We start from the raw sequence: 18576 nt of genomic DNA on the forward strand, positions 1-18576 counted from the left end.
CGGCGAAGGCGCCGCCGATCAGATAGTAGCCGGTCGGCAGCAGCAGGACAGAGGGGGGCGCCAGGGAACTCGTACTATCCAGGAACCCCACCCCTCACACCTTGACCAATTGCTCCACGCGGTCCTTCTCGCCGAAAATTCTGAGATACCGCTCGATCTCTTTCACATCGCCGGTCGCCTTGGCCGGATTGTCGGAAAGCTTGACCGCTGGCCTGCCATTGGCCTCGGTGACCTTGCAGACCAGCGATATGGCGTCGAGGCTGTTGGTTTCCGTCGGCGCGCAGCCTTCGAAATCATTGGTCAGATTGGTGCCCCAGCCGAAGGACATGCGCACCTTGCCCTTGAAGTGGCGATAGGTCTCCTCGATCGTCTCGACCTCGAGCCCGTCGGAGAAGATCAGCAGTTTCTGCCGGGGATCTTTGCCCTTGTCGCGCCACCAGGACAGGATCTTTTCGCCGCCTTCGATCGGCGGCGCGCTGTCGGGGCGGAAGCCCGTCCAGTCGGCCACCCAGTCCGGCGCATCGCGCAGGAAGGATGCCGTGCCGAAGGCGTCGGGCAGCACGATCAAGAGATTGCCGCCATAGTAACGCTGCCAGTCCTGCAGCACCTTGTAGGGCGACTGCCTCAGCTCTTTTTCCGAGTCGGCGAGGGCGGCGAACACCATCGGCAGCTCATGTGCGTTGGTGCCGAGCGCTTCGAGGTCGTTGTCCATGGCCAGAAGCACGTTGGAGGTGCCGGTGAACGCTTCGCCGATGCCTTCCTTCAGCGCCTCGACGCACCAGCGCTGCCACAGGAAGGAATGGCGCCGGCGCGTGCCGAAGTCCGAGATGCGGATGCCGGGCAGCGCCTTCAGCCGCTCGGTCTTGGCCCACATCTTGGACTTGGCGCGGGCATAGAGCACGTCGAGCGCGAAAGGCCCGAACGCCCGCATCGCCGCGCGCGATCGAAGTTCATTAATGATGGCGAGCGCGGGGATTTCCCACAGTGTGGTGTACATCCACGGCCCGCTGAAGGTCAGTTCGTACTGGCCGTCGCGCTTCGACAGCTCGTAGTCGGGCAGCCGGAAGCCTTCCAGCCAGGCGAGGAATTCTGGCTCGAAGATCTGCTTGCGGCCGTAGAAATTGTTACCGCCGAGCCAGATCATCTCCTTCTTGGAGAAGCGCAAGGTGCGGGCATGGTCGAGCTGTTCGCGCAGTTCGGCCTCGTCGATCTCGTCGGCAAGGCGCACCGAAGTCGTGCGGTTGATCAGCGAGAAGGTTGCGTCGACCTTGGGATACATGCCCCAGATCATCTGCAGCATCAAAAGCTTGTAGAAATCCGTGTCGAGCAGGCTGCGCACGATCGGATCGAGCTTCCAGGTGTGGTTGTAGACCCGCCGCGCAATATCGGTCTTAGCCATGTCTCAACACCGCCTTCGCTGCCTGCCATCCACAATCGCGACAGGCCTCATAGCATCGAATCGGCCAGAACGCTGCCCGCTTTCAGGCTGGCCCGACAAAAAGAGCTGCCTGCATGCGGTGGCGCAGAGCTTGGCATCAACTTGCGGATTTTCCGCCCATCACCCTGAGCGCCGGACGCTTGCGGCGGCTGACGATGCGCCCGGCCACAGGGGCATCGGCGCGCCCGTCATCCCCGGCCTTCTCGGCGAACAGCCAGTCGATGAACACCTGCACGATCGGTGTCGCCCGCATCTCGTTGCGGCAGACGACATAGAAATCGTCGACCGCCGGCACCGACAGGCTGAACGGCGCGACCAGCATGCCCCTGGCTAGCAGCGCGCTTGCCGTCACCGAGTCGCCCAGCGCCACGCCATGGCCATGCACCGCCGCCTCGGTCGCCATACGCGCATCGCCGAGATGATGGCGGCGACCCCGCTCCAGGTCCAGCGCATCGGCGGCCGCCAGCCAGGTGTGCCATTCGCGGCCGTCATCGCCATGCAGGAAGACATGGTCGGCGAGATCCCTGACGCTGCGGATCGGCCGGTTGTTGATCAGTGTCGGGCTGACCACGGGAAACAGTTCGAGGCCCGACCATTTGCGCATCCAGCAATCGGTCCAGCTGCCGTCGCCATAATGCACGCAGACATCGATGGTGGGCGCCCGCAAATCCTTGGAATCGTTGGAAGGGATGAGCGTCAGCCTTATGTCGGGGTATTGCGCCATGAAACTGCCGAGCCGCGGTGTCATCCACAACAACAGAAGCGCCGGCACGCAGGAGACCGAAAGTGTGCCGCTGCTCGCCGGCCTTGTCATGCGCTGGGTGGCGGCGGCGATGCCGTCGAAGGCGGTCGACACCGCCGGCAGAAGTTCCGCGCCATGCGGTGTCAGTTTGACCCGCTGGCCGGCCCGCTCGAACAGCTTGACACTGAGCGACTGCTCGAGCGCCTTGATCTGATGGCTGACGGCGCCATGGGTGACATTCAGCTCAATGGCCGCCTTGGTCAGCGAGCCATGCCGGGCCGTTGCCTCGAAGGCGCGCAGCGGATTAAGCGGTGGCAGGCGCTTGGTCATGGGTATCAACTTTATTGTGAGATTTTCTCACAGAAAACACCCTAACAATATCAATTGATTTTTCAATGCCGCTGCCGGACACTGAACCTGGAACAGCATCAAGACGTGAAATCTGCAGGCAGCCAGCGGGACAGCGGCCCGGCCGGATGACGGTCGGTTCGCAGGCGTCATCCGCGGCGGCACTGCATCAGCCCAGGAGGAGCGGACATGGGATATGATCGCGGCAAGCTCGACGCGTTGCGTCGCAAATATGGTGAAAGCCATGGCGGCGAGATGTTCGACCCGAAATTCCGCAAGGTCGCCGATAAGATTTTCTCCAAGAGCGGCACGCGGCTGGCGCCCTATTCAGGCATCCCGACCTTCCTCGCCGCGCCGTACCGCGAAATATCGGCCGACAATCCGGATTTCGGCGATTTGCAGGTAGCGATGATCGGCGTGCCGATGGACCTCGGCGTCACCAACCGGCCAGGCTCGCGCTTCGGGCCGCGAGCGCTGCGTGCCATCGAGCGCATCGGCCCCTACAATCACGTTCTGGAATGCGCGCCCACACATGAGCTCCGGGTCGCCGATATCGGCGACACGCCGTTCCGCAGCCGCTACCGGCTTGAGACAAGCCATGAGGATATCGAGCGCCGCACCAACCAGATCGTCGATGCCGGCGTCATCCCGCTTTCGATCGGCGGCGACCATTCGATCAGCCACCCGATCCTGAAGGCCGTCGGCAAGAAAGCTCCGGTCGGGTTGATCCATATCGACGCCCACTGCGACACCAGTGGCCTGTTCGACATGACCAAGTTCCACCATGGCGGCCCGTTCCGCAACGCGGTGCTTGACGGCGTGCTCGACCCGACGCGCACCATCCAGATCGGCATCCGCGGCTCGGCCGAATATCTGTGGGAGTTCACCTACGAGTCCGGCATGACCGTGGTGCATGCCGAGGAGGTGACCGGTCTCGGCATTCCGGCCATCATCGAGAAGGCGCGCAGAATAGTCGGCGACGGCCCGACCTATGTGTCCTTCGATATCGACAGCGTCGACCCGGCCTTCGCGCCCGGCACCGGCACGCCGGAAGTCGGCGGGCTGACGACGCGCGAAGTGCTCGAACTGCTGCGCGGCCTCAAGGGCCTCAACATCGTCGGCGGCGACGTCGTCGAGGTGGCGCCGCAATATGACGCTACCACCAACACGGCGCACGCCGCCGCACAGGTGCTGTTCGAGATATTGAGCCTGATGGTGTTCAGCCCGGCTGTCACCGGCAAGGGAGCCTGACCTCTACGAATCCAAACGAAGGCGGCCGCCGCGCTGGAGCCGGCGGCCGTATCCAACAAACAAGCGTCCAGACAGGGGAATAACAATGACAATCCGCAAGACATTTGCCTCCATCGCCGCCGTGCTGATGCTTGGCACGGCCGGTTTCGGCTTCGCCACACAAGCCGCAAGCGCCGATGCGCTGGCGGACATCACCAAGGCCGGCACCATCAATGTCGGCGTCTTCGCCGACTTTCCGCCCTTCTCCTCGGCCAGCGCCGATATGAGCCTCAAGGGCTATGACATGGATGTCGCGCAATACATTGCCGATACGCTCAAGGTGAAGCTCAACCCCATCGCCGTCACCGGCCAGAACCGCATCCCGTATCTGAACGACAAGCGCGTCGACATCCTGATGAGCGTCGGCTACTCGAAGGAACGCGAACAGGTCATCGACTTCGCCGCCGCGTACGCGCCCTACTACATCGCCGTGATCGGTCCGGCGGCTCTGACGGTCAAGGGCAAGGAAGACCTCGCCGACAAGTCGATCGCCGTCAATCGTGGCACGCTGGAAGACACCTCGCTCACCGAGGCAGCACCGACGTCGGCCGACATCAAGCGCTTCGACAACTACAATTCGGTGATCCAGGCCTTCATCTCCGGCCAGACGCAGCTGATGGTCGTCGGCAACGATGTCGGCGCGCAGGTGCTGGCCAAGCAGGACGCACTGAAGCCGGAGCAGAAGTTCCAGCTTCTGACCTCGCCTTCGCATATCGGCCTCAACAAGAATGAGGACGGCCTGAAGAAGGCGGTCAACGATGCCATCGCCAAGATGCTGGCCGACGGCAAGCTGGACGAAAGCTCGAAAACCTGGCTGAAGACGCCGCTCAATCCCGAAAACCTCAAGGATTGAGTTTCCGTGGCCTTTGCCTGGCTCCCGGGTGCTCTGGGCGACATCGCGCACGGTGCGGCCACGACGATCCTGCTGATCGCCGTGACCACGCTGGCCGGAACGCTGCTCAGCATCCTGGGTGCCGCGGGGCGACGAAACGGCCCGGTTCTGCTCAAGCGGGCAATCGCCTGTTACGTCGAGGTGATGCGCAACACGCCGTTCCTGGTGCAGCTGTTCTTCATCTTCTTCGGGCTGCCCAGCCTCGGCATCCGGCTCGACCCGCTCCTGGCCGCCATGCTGGCGATGACGCTCAACATGGCGGCCTACACCATCGAGATCGTCGGCGCCGGGCTTGACGCCGTGCCCGGCGGGCAGACGGAAGCAGCGCTCGCACTTGGGCTGCGGCCACGCCAGGTGTTCGTCAAGATCGTCCTGCCGCAGGCACTCAAGATCATCTATCCCGCGCTGACCAGCCAGATCGTCATCATGATGCTGGAGTCGGCCGTGGTGTCGCAGATCGCCGTGCGTGAACTGACCTACGAGGCCGACATGCTGCAGGCGCGCACCTTCCGCTCTTTCGAGACCTATTTCGTCGTGACGCTGGTCTATCTCGCTCTGTCGATGGCCTTGCGCCGGCTGCTGGTGTCAGGCGGGCGCCGTGCGCTCGGAGCCGGCGTATCATGATCGAGTTCACCTTCTGGGACATCGTGCGCAACCTGCTGCTCGCCGCCCGCTGGACAGTGCTGCTATCGCTGGCCGCCGTCATCGGCGGCGGCATCGTCGGCCTGATCGTGCTGTTCTTCAGGATCGCCAAAAACAAGTGGAGCAGGCGCATAGCCTCGGGCTACATCGCCCTGTTCCAGGGAACGCCGCTCTTGATGCAGCTGTTCCTGATGTTCTTCGGGCTGCCGATGCTCGGCCTGCGCATCGAACCCTGGACGGCGGCGGCGCTCGGCCTCACCTTCTTCGCCAGCGCCTATCTCGCCGAAATCTGGCGCTCCGGCGTCGCGGCGCTACCCCTGGGGCAATGGGACGCCGGCGCAAGCCTTGGCCTGCACTATCTGCAGGAGCTGAGGCTGATTATCCTGCCGCAGGCCTTTTCGATCACCCGCGCACCCACCGTCGGCTTCCTGGTTCAGCTGATCAAATCGACCGCGCTCACTTCGATCATCGGCTTCGAGGAGCTGGTGCGGACCTCCAACGCCATCAACAATGCGACCTTCGAACCGTTCAAGGTCTACGGGCTGGTGGCTCTGATCTTCTTCGTCATGTGCTTTCCGCTGACGCAATACGCCCGCAGGCTCGAGAAACAGGCGGCTGCTCGCTGACGCGCCAAGGCAGCGCTCGATTTCAGGCCGGCAGCCCAAGCTGCTTGCGCAGGCTCTTGTCGAATGCGGACGCGGGGACGAAACGACGCAGGAAACTGACCTGGCGCGCCATTTTTCCCGCCGCATAGCGTTTCTTCGGCGCAGGATCGGTCGCCGCGGCCAAAACGGTGTTGGCGACCACTTCGGGCGCATCGCCTTTCTCCATCGATTTCCGCACGGATACAGTCATCCCGGCACGCGCAGAGTCGTAGATTTCGAGCGACCGGTCGGGGGCGGCAAGATTGTCCTCGAATGCCGTGCGGGTATAGGCGGGCTCCACCAGCGAAACGCGGATGCCGAACGGGCGCAATTCGTGATCGAGCGACTCCGAATAACCCTCGATGGCATGTTTGGTCGCCGAGTAGAGTGCGAAATAGGGAGCGGGGATGAACCCCTGCACCGAACTCAAATTCACGATTCTGCCCTTCCCTTGGCGTCGCATTGCCGGCAGAACCGCGTTGGTCACACGCAAGACGCCGAAGACGTTCACGTCGAACAGCGCCTTAGCCTGGGCGGTCGAAGACTCCTCCGCGCCGCCAAACAGGCCCATGCCGGCATTGTTGACAAGCAGGTCGATGCGTCCGGCCTTGGCCAGAACGTCATCGACCACTGTCGCAACGGACGCGTCGTCGGTCACGTCGCAGGTCAGCATGGTAACGCCGGCGGATGGCCGGGAGGCCGCGCGACGGCTGGTTCCGAAGACGCGAAAGCCGGCGCCTAGCAAGGCATCGGCGGTAGCGCGCCCGATGCCGGAAGATGCCCCTGTGACCAGGGCGACGCCAGGATTGGTCTTGTTCATGGAAATCACATCCTTCTTTGCGTTGGATCGGATTGGGAAAAGCATGAGAGGCGGAGCAAAGGGCGTTGGTCATGACTGCGTCTGGCAACCGGTTAGTTCCAGCGTCTGAACAGGGCGCTGGCATTCACGCCGCCAAAGCCGAAGCCATTGGCGATCGCGTACTCCATCTCCATGGGCCGGGGCGCGTTTGCGACGAAGTCGATTCCGTCGCCGGCTGGATCGGCCTCGCCCAGGTTGAGGGTTGGCGGGGCGACCTGATCCCTGAGCGCCAGGATTGCGAAGATGGCACCAAGCCCGCCGGCCGCTCCGAGCAAATGTCCGGTCGCCGATTTCGAGGCACTGACAGCTATCGCGAAATCGCGCCCGAACACGCTCTTGATCGCTTCGATCTCACCCAGGTCGCCGACTGACGTGGATGTCGCATGCGCATTGAGATGACGAACCTCGCGTGGCGAAATCCCTGCCTGGGCAATCGCGATCTGCATGGCCCGGCGCGCGCCGTCGCCGTCCTCCGGCCCGGAGGTGACGTGGTGGGCATCCGCGGTCGTGCCGTAGCCGACGAGCTCAGCCAACGGCTTTGCGCCGCGCGCCAACGCGTGGTCCAATGCCTCGATGACCAGCACGCCGGCTCCTTCGCCCATGACGAAGCCGTCCCGCGATGTGTCGAAAGGGCGCGAGGCTTGAGCCGGCGCCCAATTGAAGCCGGTTGAAAGAGAGCGCGCCGCGGCGAAACCGCCGAGACTGACGGTGTTGATGCACGCTTCCGTTCCGCCGCATACGGCGATGTCGGCTTCGTTGGCGCGGATCAGGCGGGCGGCGTCGCCGATCGCTTGGATGCCCGCCGCGCATGCCGTCACCGGTGCGCCGAGTGGACCTTTGAAACCATGACGGATCGAGATGTGGCCCGCCGCGAGGTTCACCAGGAAGGATGGCACCGTAAAAGGAGACAGGCGGCGGGCGCCACGCAGGTCCACCGTGCGCACCGCCTCGGTGATGGCGGGGAACCCGCCGACCCCTGAAGCGATGATCGTGGCCGTGCGCAGGCGATCCGTTTCCAGGGCAGGCTTCCATTGCGCCTGCGCGAGCGCCTCTTCCGCCGCAGCCAGCGCAAGGAGGATGAACCGGTCCACCTTGCGTTGATCCTTCGCCGACAGGACGGCATCGGCATCGAAACCAGCCTCCGGATCTTCGCCCAGGGAGGGAACCACGCCGCCAATCTTAGCCGGCAGATCTCCCACCACATCATCAGGAAGCCTGCGAACGCCCGACCGGCCGGCAAGCAGGCGTGACCAGGACGCTTCGACATTGGCGGCAAGGGGCGTGACCGCTCCCATGCCCGTGACGACAATCCGTTGCATCTGCTCTCCTATCCTTGGTGTGCCGGCGGCGCTGCTCGCGCCGTTCAAGCGGCGACTGCTTCGCGAACCTGATCGGCCGCCGCATCCAGAAAAGCCTGTGCAAGGTCGGGGTCGTTGACGACCCGCGAGAGCACGACCGCGCCGACCATCGTCGAGAGAACGGCCATTGCCTTGTTGCCGGTCTTTTCGCTGTCGCCCTCGCCAACCCAACCGCCGAGCATCTCAAGGTACGCCTTGATGCCGACTTCGAATGATGCCTTCACCTCGGCACCTTGCCTGGCCGCATCCGAGCCGAGCGCAACGACCGGGCAGCCGTCCATCTTTTCCCCGCGATGTTCCATGCTGAGGTAGAATGAGATCACCCCGTCGAGCGGGCTCCCAGGATGTGCGGCGGTCGCGGCCGACCATTTGTGGGTGGCGCTTTCCATCGCGCGCCTGGACGCCAGCGCCGCCAGATCGTCCTTCGACTCGAATTGCTTGTAAAAGGCGCCCTGGGTCAGCCCGGCACCCTTCATCAGATCCTTGAGGCCGATGCCGTCAAAGCCGCGCTCCCGAAAAAGCCGGCTTGCCACATTGATCACGGTCTCGCGGTTTTCCGCGGCCTGAGTGCGACTCACACGCATCGTCATTTCCTTTTTTAGATTGCATTCGTAATCTATGCCCTATATAGAGGGTGAACGCAATCTAAAAAAGGACAAATGAGATGATCCCCAAAACCCTGAGCGCCTCGCTGCTGGCAGCGCTGTTTCTTGCAACCCCGGCTCTTGCCGAGGAAGCCACCATCGGACGCCCGATCGAAGGCGGCAGCCTGCACCAGGGACACCTGGACATGGTGGCCTACTACGTTCCGCGCGGCGACCTGCTTGAGGTCACCGCCACTTTCGCACCGAAGGCCGGGGGTGATCCGCTGCGGGTTGTCATGGGCCTCGCCAACAGTGACGCCGTGTCGTTTTCCATACCGGGCTACCCGGGCTCGCTCTACGCGTTCTCAAGGTCCGGTAAGGAAGTGACGATCTCGACCGAGACTGACACATCCCTGCGAGCCGACGCGACAATGCCCTGACCTGACGCGCAGGCCCGCGGCCGCGCGATGCTGGCCGGGGCTCTCGCGTCGGAACGGCGCGCCACCAATAAGTTCGGAGAGAGGTCACATGCTTTACAGCTATTTTGTCGAGAAATCGATCCGGCAGAGCTTCGACGACGTCAACAACCATCGCTGGGACGCGGCGGTGAAGGCCATCGCGCCGCATGTCCATCACCGGGTTGGTGGCGCCCACGCGCTTGGTGGGGAGCGCCACGACAAGCAAGCCCTGCGCCGCTGGTTCGAGCGCCTCGGCCGTGTTCTGCCCACTCTCCATCTCACGGTCAACCACGTCTGGGTGAAGGGCTGGCCGTGGCATACCACCCTGTTTGCCCAGTGGGATGGCACCGCAACCCTGCTCAACGGCGATACATCCTACATCAACCGTGGTCTCCACGTGTTCACGCTGCGGTGGGGCACGGTTCATGCGCTCGAGGAGTTTTACGATTCACAGGCGGCGGCGCGCGGTCTCGCCGCTCAAGCCGCGGCCGGCCTCGAAGAAGCTGTCGCCGAACAGATAACAAGCTGAAGCGCGGTCCGAGGACGGCCGGGTTACCCATGCGCCGACCGGCTCGGGTCCCGAGCCATCTCCGCTGCCGCGCTCCAACTTGTTGCAAGACGTTCAAATTTGAGCTTCCGCACTCATGCTTTGTCGAGAGTATCTCCTGTATTCACTTAAACGGTCTGCGCCGTAGTTTTTAGCCGTTCTGAATCGCCGTCGGCGACGATGACGACGAAATAGGAGAACGCAATGACTCGCAATCACGTTGAACGTCTTGGAGAGTTCCGGGAAATCCTGGTCGCAACCCGACGCGAAGGAGTCCGCAACGTGCACCATACCCGCGATGCAATGCGGGCAAGTGGCTTTCAGATAGGGGACAGCGATGGCTCCAGCTACGGAGCCGAGCTGAAGGCGCTCCAGGAAGAAATTGAGGCAGTCGATCGCGCCATCGAAGACGAGAAGCGGTTGGCCCAGGCCCTCGAGAGCGCAGCTCAATCCCGCCGGCCGAGCAAGCCGAGAATCGTGAAGGGAACATAGTTCCGCTCTCGGCCGAGGCGTTCATTGCCTCGGTGCCAAGCGCCGGCTCACGGCACGAACGTTTCTGCAGGCGCCGCTTAATCAGCTACAATATTGGGACATAGCGGCCGCCAAACCGGCAGCTGTCCTGTTTCAATGCCCGAACACCAGCGGCGGCGCGATCCGATCCCGCCGCAGCCAGCGCGCCAGAAGCAGCGCGGCCACCACGGCCAGCCCCGTCGACAGGCCGATCCAGATGCCGACGCCATGCAGGCCGAAATGGAAGGCGAGCAGCACGCCGAGCGGCAGGCCGACGCCCCAATAGCCGATCGCGGCATAGATCATCGGCACCTTGGTGTCGTGCAGGCCGCGCAGCATGCCGGCAGCAACCGCCTGCGCGCCGTCGAAGACCTGGAACAGCGCGGCAAAAGCCAGGAACGACACGGCAAGCGCGATCACCCTGGCATTGGCCGGATTGCCCAGATCGATGAAGGCGCTGATCAGCGGATGCGGCCACAGGATCATCACCAGCCCCATCAGCGCCATGAACGAGACGCCGATGACAAAGGCGGTCCAGCCGGCGCGCGACACGCCTTCCGGATTGCCTGCACCGTGCGCAAGCCCGACGCGCACCGTCACCGCCTGGTTGAGGCCGAGCGGCACCATGAAGGAGATCGAGGCGATCTGGATGGCGATCGCGTGCGCGGCCAGCGAATCCGCGTCGATCAGGCCCATCAGCAGGGCCGCCGCATTGAAGATCGTCACCTCGAAGGCGAGAATGCCGGCGATCGGCAGGCCGAGCCGCAGCAGACCCTTGAAGCGCGGCCAGTCGGACCGCCAGAAGCGGCCGAACAGACGGTAGCGGCGGAACTTCTTCTCCAGCATCACCACGGCAGCCATGCCGATGAACATCAGCGCTGAGGACAGCGAGGTGGCAAGGCCTGACCCGGCAATGCCCATTGCCGGCACGCCGAGATTGCCGAACATGAACACCCAGTTGAAGAAGACGTTGCAGGCGACGGCGACGAAGACGATGACCAGCGCCCAGCCCGGCCGTTCCAGCGCCGAGATGAACGAGCGCAGCACGATATAGCCGTAGAACGGCAGCACCGCCCATTCGAGCCAGCGCAGATAGATGCCGGCCTGATGGGCGAGCGCCGGGTCCTGGCCCATCGCCAGCAGAATGCCTTCGCCGTGCCAAAGCACGAGCCAGATCGGAATCGAGATCAGGATCGCCAGCCACAGGCCCTGGCGCACGGTGCGGCGCAGGTCGCGCACAGAATAGCGGCGGCGGCCGAGCTCGGTGGCGATCATCGGCGAGGTCGCCAGCATCAGGCCGAGGCCGAAGATCAGCGGCATGAAATAAAGGTTGGCGCCAAGCGCGCCGCTGGCCAGCGTATCCGGCCCCAGACGACCCATCATCATGACGTCGGTGGCCGTCATCGCGGTCTGGCCGAGATTGGTCAGCACCATCGGCCAGGCAAGCGCCAGCGTCGCCCTGATTTCCTGACGCCAAAGACTTTCCGGCGCGCGAGCGCCGGCTTCGATCGCAGACATTGTTCCGCTCTTTCCAGCTACGGCACGTCGGCCAGAGCCGGAAGCCGCATGTCAAACGGCAAAACCTTCGGTTTCGCGGCGTTTGCGTCAGCTTCTGGACGAAACGCGACATGAAGGCAAGAGAGGAGGGACGGGAACGGATTGAGCCAGCGACCGGCCCCGATGCTCTAGCGGATCGCGTCCAGCATCCGCCGCTGGCGGTGCATCTCGAGGAAAACCTTGTAGTCGCGCTCGAAACGCCCTGATGATTTCGGGTTCGACGGGCGCGTCCGGCCGCCTTGCTGCATGGCAAGACAGGCCGCGTTGAGGTCGGGAAACAGCCCGGCCGCGGTGGCGGCGATCATGCCGGTGCCGAGCAGCACCGCCTCGTCGGCCAGCGGCTCGACCACCGTGCAGCCGGTGGCGTCGGCATAGAGCTCCATCAGCAGCGGGTTCTTGGTATGGCCGCCGGTGACGTGCAGCGTGTCGATCAGATAACCGTTCTCGTTCAGCGCCTCCAGCACGTGGCGCACGCCGAGCGCGATGCCGACGGCCGTGCGCCAGTAGAGCTTGCACAGGCTGTCGAAGGAGGAGTCCAGCGTCAGCCCGCTGACGACGCCGACCGCATGCGGATCGGCGAGCGGTGAGCGGTTGCCGTGAAAGTCGGGCAGCACATGCAGCCTTGCAGCGAGGTTGTCGCCCTCGGTGGCGCGCAGCTCGGCGACACGCCCGGCGATCTTCGCATGCATGGCGGCATCCGGCTCGCCGCCGGCGCCGTGCCAGCGGATGATGTGGTCGAGCAGGGCGCCGGTCGCCGACTGGCCGCCTTCCGACAGCCACAGTCTCGGCAGCGCCGCGCCGTAGTATGGCCCCCAGACGCCGGCGAAAGGCTGCGGATCGGGCGACATCGCCATCACGCAGCTCGATGTGCCGGCGATCAGCGCCAAATGCCGGCCGATGTCCTGTTCGTCGCCGGCAAAGCCGCCGAGCACGCCAAGCGCGCCGGCATAGGCATCGATGACCCCGGCGCCGACCCGGCATTTCTCGCTCAGCCCAAGTTCGGCCGCCGCTTGCGCCGTCAATCGACCGATATCGGCGCCGACCGGGCTGGCTTTTTCCGGCAGGCTGCCGTGCTCGAAAAGATCGTCGAGGCCGACGAGTTCGAAGAAATCGCGCCGCCAGCCTGTCTCCTCATGCGCCAGATAGGTCCATTTGGCGGTCAGCGTGCATTGCGAGCGGGCCAGCGAGCCCGTCGCTTGCCAGGTCAGGAAATCGGTCAGGTCGAATAAATAGCCGGCTTCATTCCACGTCCGCGGCAAATTGCGCTTCAGCCACATCAGCTTCGGCGTCGCCATTTCCGGTGACATGACGCCGCCGATGTAATTCAGCACGGCGTGGCCGCTTGCCGTGCATTCGTCGGCCTCGGCAATGGCGCGGTGGTCGAGCCAGACGATGGTGTCCCAGCGCTTGTCGTCCGTGGTCGAGACGCTGAGCTGGCCGCCTTGCCGGTCGCGCACCACCAGCGAACAGGTGGCATCGAAGGAGATGCCGACAATGTCCTCAGGCTCGACACCGGCTTTTTCGCGGGCAGCACGCACGGCGGTGCAGACAGAAGACCATATGTCGCGCGAATCATGTTCGGCGTGATCGGGCCTGGGCTGGTTCATGGCGATCGGCCGCTCGGCGCGGCCGAGCAAGGTGCCTGTGGTGTCGAGAATGCCCGCGCGAGCGCTCCCGGTGCCGACATCGACCGCGCAGACAAACTGTTTCGTCAAGATGCTCTGTCTCTCGCTCCCAGGCCTGCAATCAGATCGGGCAATTGCAGCATGTCAGCGAATATAAAGTCCGGCTCACTCGACGCAAGCCGCGCTTTCAAGGTCGGATTGCCGGCATGCGAGCCGCCGGTGAAGGCGAGCACGCGCATCCCTGCCGCCCGCGCAGCAATGATGCCGGCCGGGCTGTCCTCGACGACGAGGCATTTGCGCGGATGGGCCCGCATGCTGGCGGCGGCATGCAGGAACAGATCCGGCGCCGGCTTTCCCTTGGCCACCATGGTGGCACTGAACAGATGCGGCTCCATCAGCCCAAGCAATCCGGTGACGTCGAGCGCGTAGCGGATGCGGTCGAGCGTGCCTGAGGACGCGACACAGTACGGCAGCCCAAGCTTGGGCAGCATCTTCCTGACGCCGGCGATCGGCTTCAGCTCCTCGCGGAATTTGCGCATCAATTCGACGCGCATCTCGGTCAGGTGCAGGTCGGTGATATCGAGCCCGAAGTCGCGGCCGAGGATCTCGCGCACGCTTTTCATGCTCTTGCCGAGGAAATGCTCGTAGGCGGCATCCTCACTGACGCTGCCGCCGGCAAGTTTGACCATGCCGAGCAGCGCCGAGACGGAGAGCGCCTCGCTGTCGACCAGCACGCCATCACAGTCGAAGATGACCAGTTCAGGCGTCATGGCCGAGAATGGCTCTCAGAGCTTGCCGGCGAGGTAGCGCGTCAGCGTCGCGCGCGCGCCATTCGCCCACAGCACGTTGAGCGCATGTGCAAAGGCCTCGACAAACGCGGTCGCGCGGCCGACATCGCCATAGATGTCCTCCATGGCAAGCCAGGCGGCGGGAGCATCCTTTGCCGCTTTTGCCGTTGCCTGCAGCCGGTCCCAGCTCGGATCGTTGGGCTCGATGACGGCGCCGCTATCCGTCGTGCCGAAGCAGTAGCGGCACCATAACGCCGATTCCAGTGCCAGGCCCGCGACGCTCTTTCCGGCCTTCAGCCGGTCGGCGATGGTCGGGATGATGAACTTCGGCTGGCGGTTGGAGCCGTCGAGGCAGAGCCGGCGCACCGTGTCGCCGATCTTGGGATTGGAAAAGCGGCTCTCGATGAGTTGGTAATAATCTTCCAGGACCGTGTCCGGCACCGGCGGCACCGTCGGGATGATTTCCTCCCGTTCGAGCTTGGCCAGGAAACCGCTCACCAGTGGCTCCTGCATCGCCTCATGGACGAAATGGATGTCCATCAGGCCGGCCGGATAGGCAATCGTCGCGTGGCCGCCATTGAGGATGCGGATTTTCATTAATTCATAGGGCGCAACGTCTTTGACGAACTGCACGCCGACCTTTTCCAGTGGCGGCCGGCCGCCGGTGAAATGGTCCTCCAGCACCCATTGCCGGAACGGCTCGCAGAACACCGGCCAATTGTCCTCGAGGCCAAAATCCTTGGCCAGGATGCCGCGTTCGCGGTCCGTGGTGGCCGGCGTGATGCGATCGACCATGCCGTTCGGGAAGGCGACATGCTCGCTGACCCAGTTCGCCAGATCCTCGTCGATCAAACGGGCCAGGCCGATGACGCCGTCCGAGGTGACATGGCCGTTGTGGGGAATGTTGTCGCACGACATGACCGTGAACGGCACGGTGCCTTCATCGCGCCGCCGCACCAGACCGGCAAGGATGATGCCGAACACCGTCATCGGTGTCGCGCCGGGCTGCGCATCGGCGACGATGTCGGGGTGGGTCGGGTTGAACACGCCGGATGCCGGATCGATGAAATAACCGCCTTCGGTGATGGTCAGCGAAACGATCTTGATCGCCGGGTCGGCCAGCCGTTCGATGATGCCGGCCGCATCGCCGGGCATCAGGAAGTCGATCATGGCGCCGGTGACGCGGGCGCTCATATGGCCGCTGTCCTGCTCGACCACCGTGGTCAGCCAGTCCTGCTCTTCCAGTTTGCCGCGGCCGATCTTTTCACCGTCGAACACGCCGGCGCCGATCAGTGCCCAGTCATGGCCGATGCCCGAATTGAACAGATCGTCGAGATAGACGGCCTGATGCGAGCGATGGAAATTGCCGACGCCGAAATGCACGATGCCGGCCTTCAATGTCGCGCGGTCATAGTTCGGCCCGGCGACCTCAGCGGGCAGTTTGGAGAGGTTTGAGGACGAGAGTTTCACGGTCATCTGTTTTACCCTTTGGCCGGATCTAGGCCTTCGTTACGCTCCTCTCCCGGCTGGGGAGAGGATAAGGGGTGGCACTGGCTACGCGCCCGCTGATGTCGGCCTCTGCTCCCCGCGGAGGGACGAGGAGCAGAGGCCGTCCCCCGCCCTCAACTCATCCACTGGCCGCCATCGACATTGTAGGTCTGGGCGACGATGTATTCGGCGTCGCTGCTGGCGAGAAAAACCGCCATGCCGGTGAGGTCCTGCGCCGTGCCCATGCGGCCATACGGCACTGCCTCGCCGACCAGCTTCTTCTTCTCGCCCTTCGGCCGGTTCTCATATTTGGCGAACAGCGAATCGACGTGATCCCAGTGCTCGCCGTCGACGACGCCAGGGGCAATCGCGTTGACGTTGATGCGGTGCTTGATCAGGTCGAGCCCCGCTGACTGTGTCAGCGAAATGACGGCGGCTTTGGTGGCGCAATAGACGCCGACCAGCGCCTCGCCGCGTCGCCCGGCCTGGCTTGCCATGTTGATGATCCTGCCGCCCCGGCCAGCCGCGATCATCGAGCGGGCGGCTGCCTGCAGCATGAACAGCGTGCCGGCGACATTGACGGAAAACAATTTATCGTAGCTTGCCTTGGTGATCTCGACGATCGGTGCCAGATCGAAAAGAGCGGCGTTGTTGATCAGGATATCGAGGCCGCCGGTCTTCGTCTCGACGGCTTTCACCGCCGCCTCGATGGAGGCGAGGTCGGTGACGTCGAGCTTGACCGCATAGGCCCTGCCGCCGATCTCGGCGGCCGTCTTCTGCGCCGCCTCGAGATTGATGTCGGCTATGGCGACGGTGGCGCCTTCGCCGGCATAGGCTTCGGCGAAGGCTCTGCCGATGCCGCGGGCCGAACCTGTGATCAGCGCGGATTTGCCGGCCAGCCGCATGTTCAGATTGCCTTTCCGTCGGCGCCGAAGCGATGCAGCTTGGCCTTGTCGGGCGTTAGATAGATGGTGTCGCCATGATGGACGCCGAGTTCGCCGTCGGCGCGCACCGTCAGGGGGCCGACGCCATCGGCCTGGACATGCAGGAAGGTGTCGGAGCCGAGATGCTCGGCGACGCCGACGACCGCCTTCCATTCGCCCGCCGTGGTCGAGATCTCCAGGTGTTCGGGACGGATGCCGATGGTCTTGGCGCCGTTTTTGGCAGCCGGCGCGCCTTCGATCAGGTTCATCTTCGGCGAGCCGATGAAGCCGGCGACGAACAGGTTCTTCGGCGTCTTGTAGAGCTCCATCGGCGAGCCGACCTGCTCGATGTTGCCGGCGTTCAGCACGACGATCTTGTCGGCCATGGTCATGGCTTCGACCTGGTCATGGGTGACGTAGATCATGGTCGTCTTGAGCTGATGGTGCAGCTCGCTGATCTCCAGCCGCATGGTGCCGCGCAGTGCCGCATCGAGATTGGACAGCGGTTCGTCGAACAGGAAGGCGGTCGGCTGACGCACGATGGCGCGGCCGATGGCGACGCGCTGGCGCTGGCCGCCGGAAAGCTGGCCGGGCCTGCGTTCGAGATAGTTGGTCAGGTTGAGCACGCGCGCGGCGTCTCCCACCTTCTTGTCGATGGTCGCCTTGTCCTCGCCGGCCATCTTCAGCGGGAAACCGATGTTCTTGGCCACCGTCATGTGCGGATAGAGCGCGTAGGACTGGAACACCATGGCGAGCTTGCGCTTGGCCGGTGCCTCGCCGGTGACGTCGCGGCCGTCGATGTTGATGGAGCCGCCGCTGGTGTCCTCGAGCCCGGCGATCAGCCGCAGCAGCGTTGACTTGCCGCAACCCGACGGGCCGACGAAGACGACGAACTCGCCATTCTCGATCACCAGGTCGAGACCGGGGATGATGGACGTCGCTCCGAAGGATTTGGAGACGTTCTTGAGCGTGATATTTCCCATGATTTCCTCCCCGAGGGGTTATTTCTGCCGATTGCTTCGGGCAATTCCGTTACTTCACCGCGCCACCAACTATTTGACCGCACCAAATGTCAGGCCGCGCACCAGCTGCTTCTGGCTGAACCAGCCCATGATCAGGATCGGCGCGATGGCCAGTGTCGAGGCGGCCGAGAGCTTGGCCCAGAACAGGCCTTGCGGGCTGGAGAACGAGCTGATGAAGGCGGTCAGCGGTGCTGCTTCCGTCGTCGTCAGCCGGATCGTCCAGAACGCCTCGTTCCAGGCCAGGATAATGTTGAGCAGCATCGTCGAGGCGATGCCCGGCACCGCCATCGGCGTCAGCACATAGATGATCTCGTTCCACAGCGATGCGCCGTCCATGCGCGCCGCTTCCAGGATCTCGCCCGGGATTTCGCGGAAATAGGTGTAGAGCATCCACACCACGATCGGCAGGTTGATCAGCATCAGCATGATCATCAGGCCGATGCGGCTGTCGAGCAGTCCTGTGTCGCGGAAGATCAGGTAGATCGGGAACAGCACCGCGACCGCAGGCATCATCTTGGTGGACAACATCCACATCAAGATGTCCTTGGTCCGCTTGGTCGGCGAGAAGGCCATCGACCATGCCGCCGGTATGGCGACGAGCAGGGCCAGGATGGTCGAGCCGACCGAGAGCAGCACCGAGTTGAAGAAGAATTTGAAGTAGCCGCTCTGCGCCTGAACCTCGGCATAGCTCTCGAACGTTCCCGACGGGATGATGCTGAAGCCCTGGATGGCTTCCTGCTCCGACTTGAACGAGGTGATGATCGTGTAGAGGATCGGGAAGAAGATCAGCAGGGCGACGATCCAGGCGGCAACTGTCGCAACCGTCTTGTGCTGGGTGGTGACTGAGCGTGCCATCGTAGC

General features: G+C 63.7%; 19 protein-coding genes. 7 read left to right on the forward strand and 12 right to left on the reverse strand.

Features of this window, described 5'->3' with window-relative positions; translation table 11 throughout:
- Positions 1–94: 94 nt before the first annotated feature.
- Both pncB and gcvA read right to left on the reverse strand, forming a co-directional pair.
- Positions 95–1399, reverse strand: coding sequence for a nicotinate phosphoribosyltransferase (gene pncB / locus EOB80_RS25040; RefSeq protein ID WP_127320419.1), 1305 nt, complete (start codon positions 1397–1399; stop codon positions 95–97).
- Between the two features lie 136 nt (positions 1400–1535).
- Entirely contained in the window at positions 1536–2510 is a 975-nt protein-coding gene (gene gcvA, locus EOB80_RS25045; RefSeq protein ID WP_127330419.1) for a transcriptional regulator GcvA, read from the reverse strand.
- 207 nt (positions 2511–2717) lie between these two features.
- Between gcvA and speB the strand changes: the two genes are divergently transcribed.
- The 4 genes from speB (at position 2718) to EOB80_RS25065 (ending at position 5978) form a co-directional block, all read left to right on the forward strand.
- Entirely contained in the window at positions 2718–3779 is a 1062-nt protein-coding gene (speB, locus tag EOB80_RS25050; protein WP_127330421.1) for an agmatinase, read from the forward strand.
- Between the two features lie 85 nt (positions 3780–3864).
- The gene (locus EOB80_RS25055) at positions 3865–4671 is read left to right on the forward strand and encodes a transporter substrate-binding domain-containing protein (protein ID WP_127330423.1); all 807 of its coding nucleotides are present in this window, start codon (positions 3865–3867) and stop codon (positions 4669–4671) included.
- Positions 4672–4677: 6 nt separating this feature from the next.
- Positions 4678–5334, forward strand: a complete 657-nt coding sequence (locus EOB80_RS25060; protein WP_127320423.1) for an amino acid ABC transporter permease — start codon at positions 4678–4680, stop codon at positions 5332–5334.
- Positions 5331–5978, forward strand: coding sequence for an amino acid ABC transporter permease (locus EOB80_RS25065; protein ID WP_127330425.1), 648 nt, complete (start codon positions 5331–5333; stop codon positions 5976–5978). The genes EOB80_RS25060 and EOB80_RS25065 overlap by 4 nt, the downstream gene beginning before the upstream one ends.
- A 22-nt stretch (positions 5979–6000) precedes the next feature.
- Here EOB80_RS25065 and EOB80_RS25070 read toward each other — a convergent pair whose 3' ends face one another.
- The 3 genes from EOB80_RS25070 to EOB80_RS25080 form a co-directional block, all read right to left on the reverse strand.
- Complete coding sequence (locus EOB80_RS25070) at positions 6001–6816, reverse strand: oxidoreductase (RefSeq protein ID WP_127330427.1); 816 nt, start codon at positions 6814–6816, stop codon at positions 6001–6003.
- Positions 6817–6908: 92 nt separating this feature from the next.
- Complete coding sequence (gene fabF / locus EOB80_RS25075) at positions 6909–8174, reverse strand: beta-ketoacyl-ACP synthase II (protein ID WP_127330429.1); 1266 nt, start codon at positions 8172–8174, stop codon at positions 6909–6911.
- Between the two features lie 44 nt (positions 8175–8218).
- Positions 8219–8797 (reverse strand): TetR/AcrR family transcriptional regulator, encoded by a 579-nt coding sequence (locus EOB80_RS25080; RefSeq protein WP_127330431.1) that lies wholly within the window; start codon positions 8795–8797, stop codon positions 8219–8221.
- An 80-nt stretch (positions 8798–8877) separates the two neighbouring features.
- On the opposite strand from EOB80_RS25080, the gene EOB80_RS25085 reads away from it, so the two are divergent.
- From EOB80_RS25085 to EOB80_RS25095, 3 genes are all read left to right on the forward strand, one after another.
- Positions 8878–9237, forward strand: coding sequence for a hypothetical protein (locus EOB80_RS25085; RefSeq protein ID WP_127330433.1), 360 nt, complete (start codon positions 8878–8880; stop codon positions 9235–9237).
- Between the two features lie 88 nt (positions 9238–9325).
- The gene (locus EOB80_RS25090) at positions 9326–9784 is read left to right on the forward strand and encodes a nuclear transport factor 2 family protein (protein ID WP_127330435.1); all 459 of its coding nucleotides are present in this window, start codon (positions 9326–9328) and stop codon (positions 9782–9784) included.
- A gap of 222 nt (positions 9785–10006) precedes the next feature.
- Positions 10007–10294, forward strand: a complete 288-nt coding sequence (locus EOB80_RS25095) for a hypothetical protein (protein ID WP_127268438.1) — start codon at positions 10007–10009, stop codon at positions 10292–10294.
- A 132-nt stretch (positions 10295–10426) separates the two neighbouring features.
- On the opposite strand, the gene EOB80_RS25100 is transcribed toward EOB80_RS25095, so the two are convergent.
- The 7 genes from EOB80_RS25100 to EOB80_RS25130 form a co-directional block, all read right to left on the reverse strand.
- A complete protein-coding gene (locus EOB80_RS25100; RefSeq protein ID WP_127330437.1) occupies positions 10427–11830 on the reverse strand; it encodes an MATE family efflux transporter in 1404 nt (467 codons plus the stop codon).
- 167 nt (positions 11831–11997) lie between these two features.
- A complete protein-coding gene (locus EOB80_RS25105) occupies positions 11998–13584 on the reverse strand; it encodes an FGGY-family carbohydrate kinase (protein ID WP_127330439.1) in 1587 nt (528 codons plus the stop codon).
- The gene (locus EOB80_RS25110; protein WP_127330441.1) at positions 13581–14264 is read right to left on the reverse strand and encodes an HAD family hydrolase; all 684 of its coding nucleotides are present in this window, start codon (positions 14262–14264) and stop codon (positions 13581–13583) included. Before EOB80_RS25110 ends, EOB80_RS25105 begins: the two co-directional genes overlap by 4 nt.
- Positions 14265–14279: 15 nt before the next feature.
- On the reverse strand, positions 14280–15758 hold the full coding sequence (locus EOB80_RS25115; RefSeq protein ID WP_127330443.1) for a mannitol dehydrogenase family protein: 1479 nt from the start codon (positions 15756–15758) through the stop codon (positions 14280–14282).
- A gap of 146 nt (positions 15759–15904) precedes the next feature.
- On the reverse strand, positions 15905–16675 hold the full coding sequence (locus tag EOB80_RS25120; protein WP_127330445.1) for an L-iditol 2-dehydrogenase: 771 nt from the start codon (positions 16673–16675) through the stop codon (positions 15905–15907).
- 2 nt (positions 16676–16677) lie between these two features.
- Positions 16678–17676, reverse strand: a complete 999-nt coding sequence (locus EOB80_RS25125; RefSeq protein ID WP_127330447.1) for an ABC transporter ATP-binding protein — start codon at positions 17674–17676, stop codon at positions 16678–16680.
- Positions 17677–17745: 69 nt separating this feature from the next.
- The gene (locus tag EOB80_RS25130) at positions 17746–18570 is read right to left on the reverse strand and encodes a carbohydrate ABC transporter permease (RefSeq protein WP_127330449.1); all 825 of its coding nucleotides are present in this window, start codon (positions 18568–18570) and stop codon (positions 17746–17748) included.
- Positions 18571–18576: the final 6 nt, after the last annotated feature.

The organism is Mesorhizobium sp. M7A.F.Ca.MR.245.00.0.0 (assembly GCF_003997415.1).
In the GTDB taxonomy this organism is placed as follows: domain Bacteria; phylum Pseudomonadota; class Alphaproteobacteria; order Rhizobiales; family Rhizobiaceae; genus Mesorhizobium.

Bases quoted from the DNA above. Each gene is read 5' to 3' on its own strand.
- EOB80_RS25080 (WP_127330431.1), bottom strand. From the start codon at position 8,797: ATGCGTGTGAGTCGCACTCAGGCCGCGGAAAACCGCGAGACCGTGATC.
- EOB80_RS25100 (WP_127330437.1), bottom strand. From the start codon at position 11,830: ATGTCTGCGATCGAAGCCGGCGCTCGCGCGCCGGAAAGTCTTTGGCGT.
- speB (WP_127330421.1), top strand. From the start codon at position 2,718: ATGGGATATGATCGCGGCAAGCTCGACGCGTTGCGTCGCAAATATGGT.
- EOB80_RS25115 (WP_127330443.1), bottom strand. From the start codon at position 15,758: ATGACCGTGAAACTCTCGTCCTCAAACCTCTCCAAACTGCCCGCTGAG.
- EOB80_RS25125 (WP_127330447.1), bottom strand. From the start codon at position 17,676: ATGGGAAATATCACGCTCAAGAACGTCTCCAAATCCTTCGGAGCGACG.
- EOB80_RS25095 (WP_127268438.1), top strand. From the start codon at position 10,007: ATGACTCGCAATCACGTTGAACGTCTTGGAGAGTTCCGGGAAATCCTG.
- EOB80_RS25120 (WP_127330445.1), bottom strand. From the start codon at position 16,675: ATGCGGCTGGCCGGCAAATCCGCGCTGATCACAGGTTCGGCCCGCGGC.
- pncB (WP_127320419.1), bottom strand. From the start codon at position 1,399: ATGGCTAAGACCGATATTGCGCGGCGGGTCTACAACCACACCTGGAAG.
- EOB80_RS25110 (WP_127330441.1), bottom strand. From the start codon at position 14,264: ATGACGCCTGAACTGGTCATCTTCGACTGTGATGGCGTGCTGGTCGAC.
- EOB80_RS25130 (WP_127330449.1), bottom strand. From the start codon at position 18,570: ATGGCACGCTCAGTCACCACCCAGCACAAGACGGTTGCGACAGTTGCC.
- EOB80_RS25085 (WP_127330433.1), top strand. From the start codon at position 8,878: ATGATCCCCAAAACCCTGAGCGCCTCGCTGCTGGCAGCGCTGTTTCTT.
- EOB80_RS25065 (WP_127330425.1), top strand. From the start codon at position 5,331: ATGATCGAGTTCACCTTCTGGGACATCGTGCGCAACCTGCTGCTCGCC.
- EOB80_RS25055 (WP_127330423.1), top strand. From the start codon at position 3,865: ATGACAATCCGCAAGACATTTGCCTCCATCGCCGCCGTGCTGATGCTT.
- fabF (WP_127330429.1), bottom strand. From the start codon at position 8,174: ATGCAACGGATTGTCGTCACGGGCATGGGAGCGGTCACGCCCCTTGCC.
- gcvA (WP_127330419.1), bottom strand. From the start codon at position 2,510: ATGACCAAGCGCCTGCCACCGCTTAATCCGCTGCGCGCCTTCGAGGCA.
- EOB80_RS25090 (WP_127330435.1), top strand. From the start codon at position 9,326: ATGCTTTACAGCTATTTTGTCGAGAAATCGATCCGGCAGAGCTTCGAC.
- EOB80_RS25070 (WP_127330427.1), bottom strand. From the start codon at position 6,816: ATGAACAAGACCAATCCTGGCGTCGCCCTGGTCACAGGGGCATCTTCC.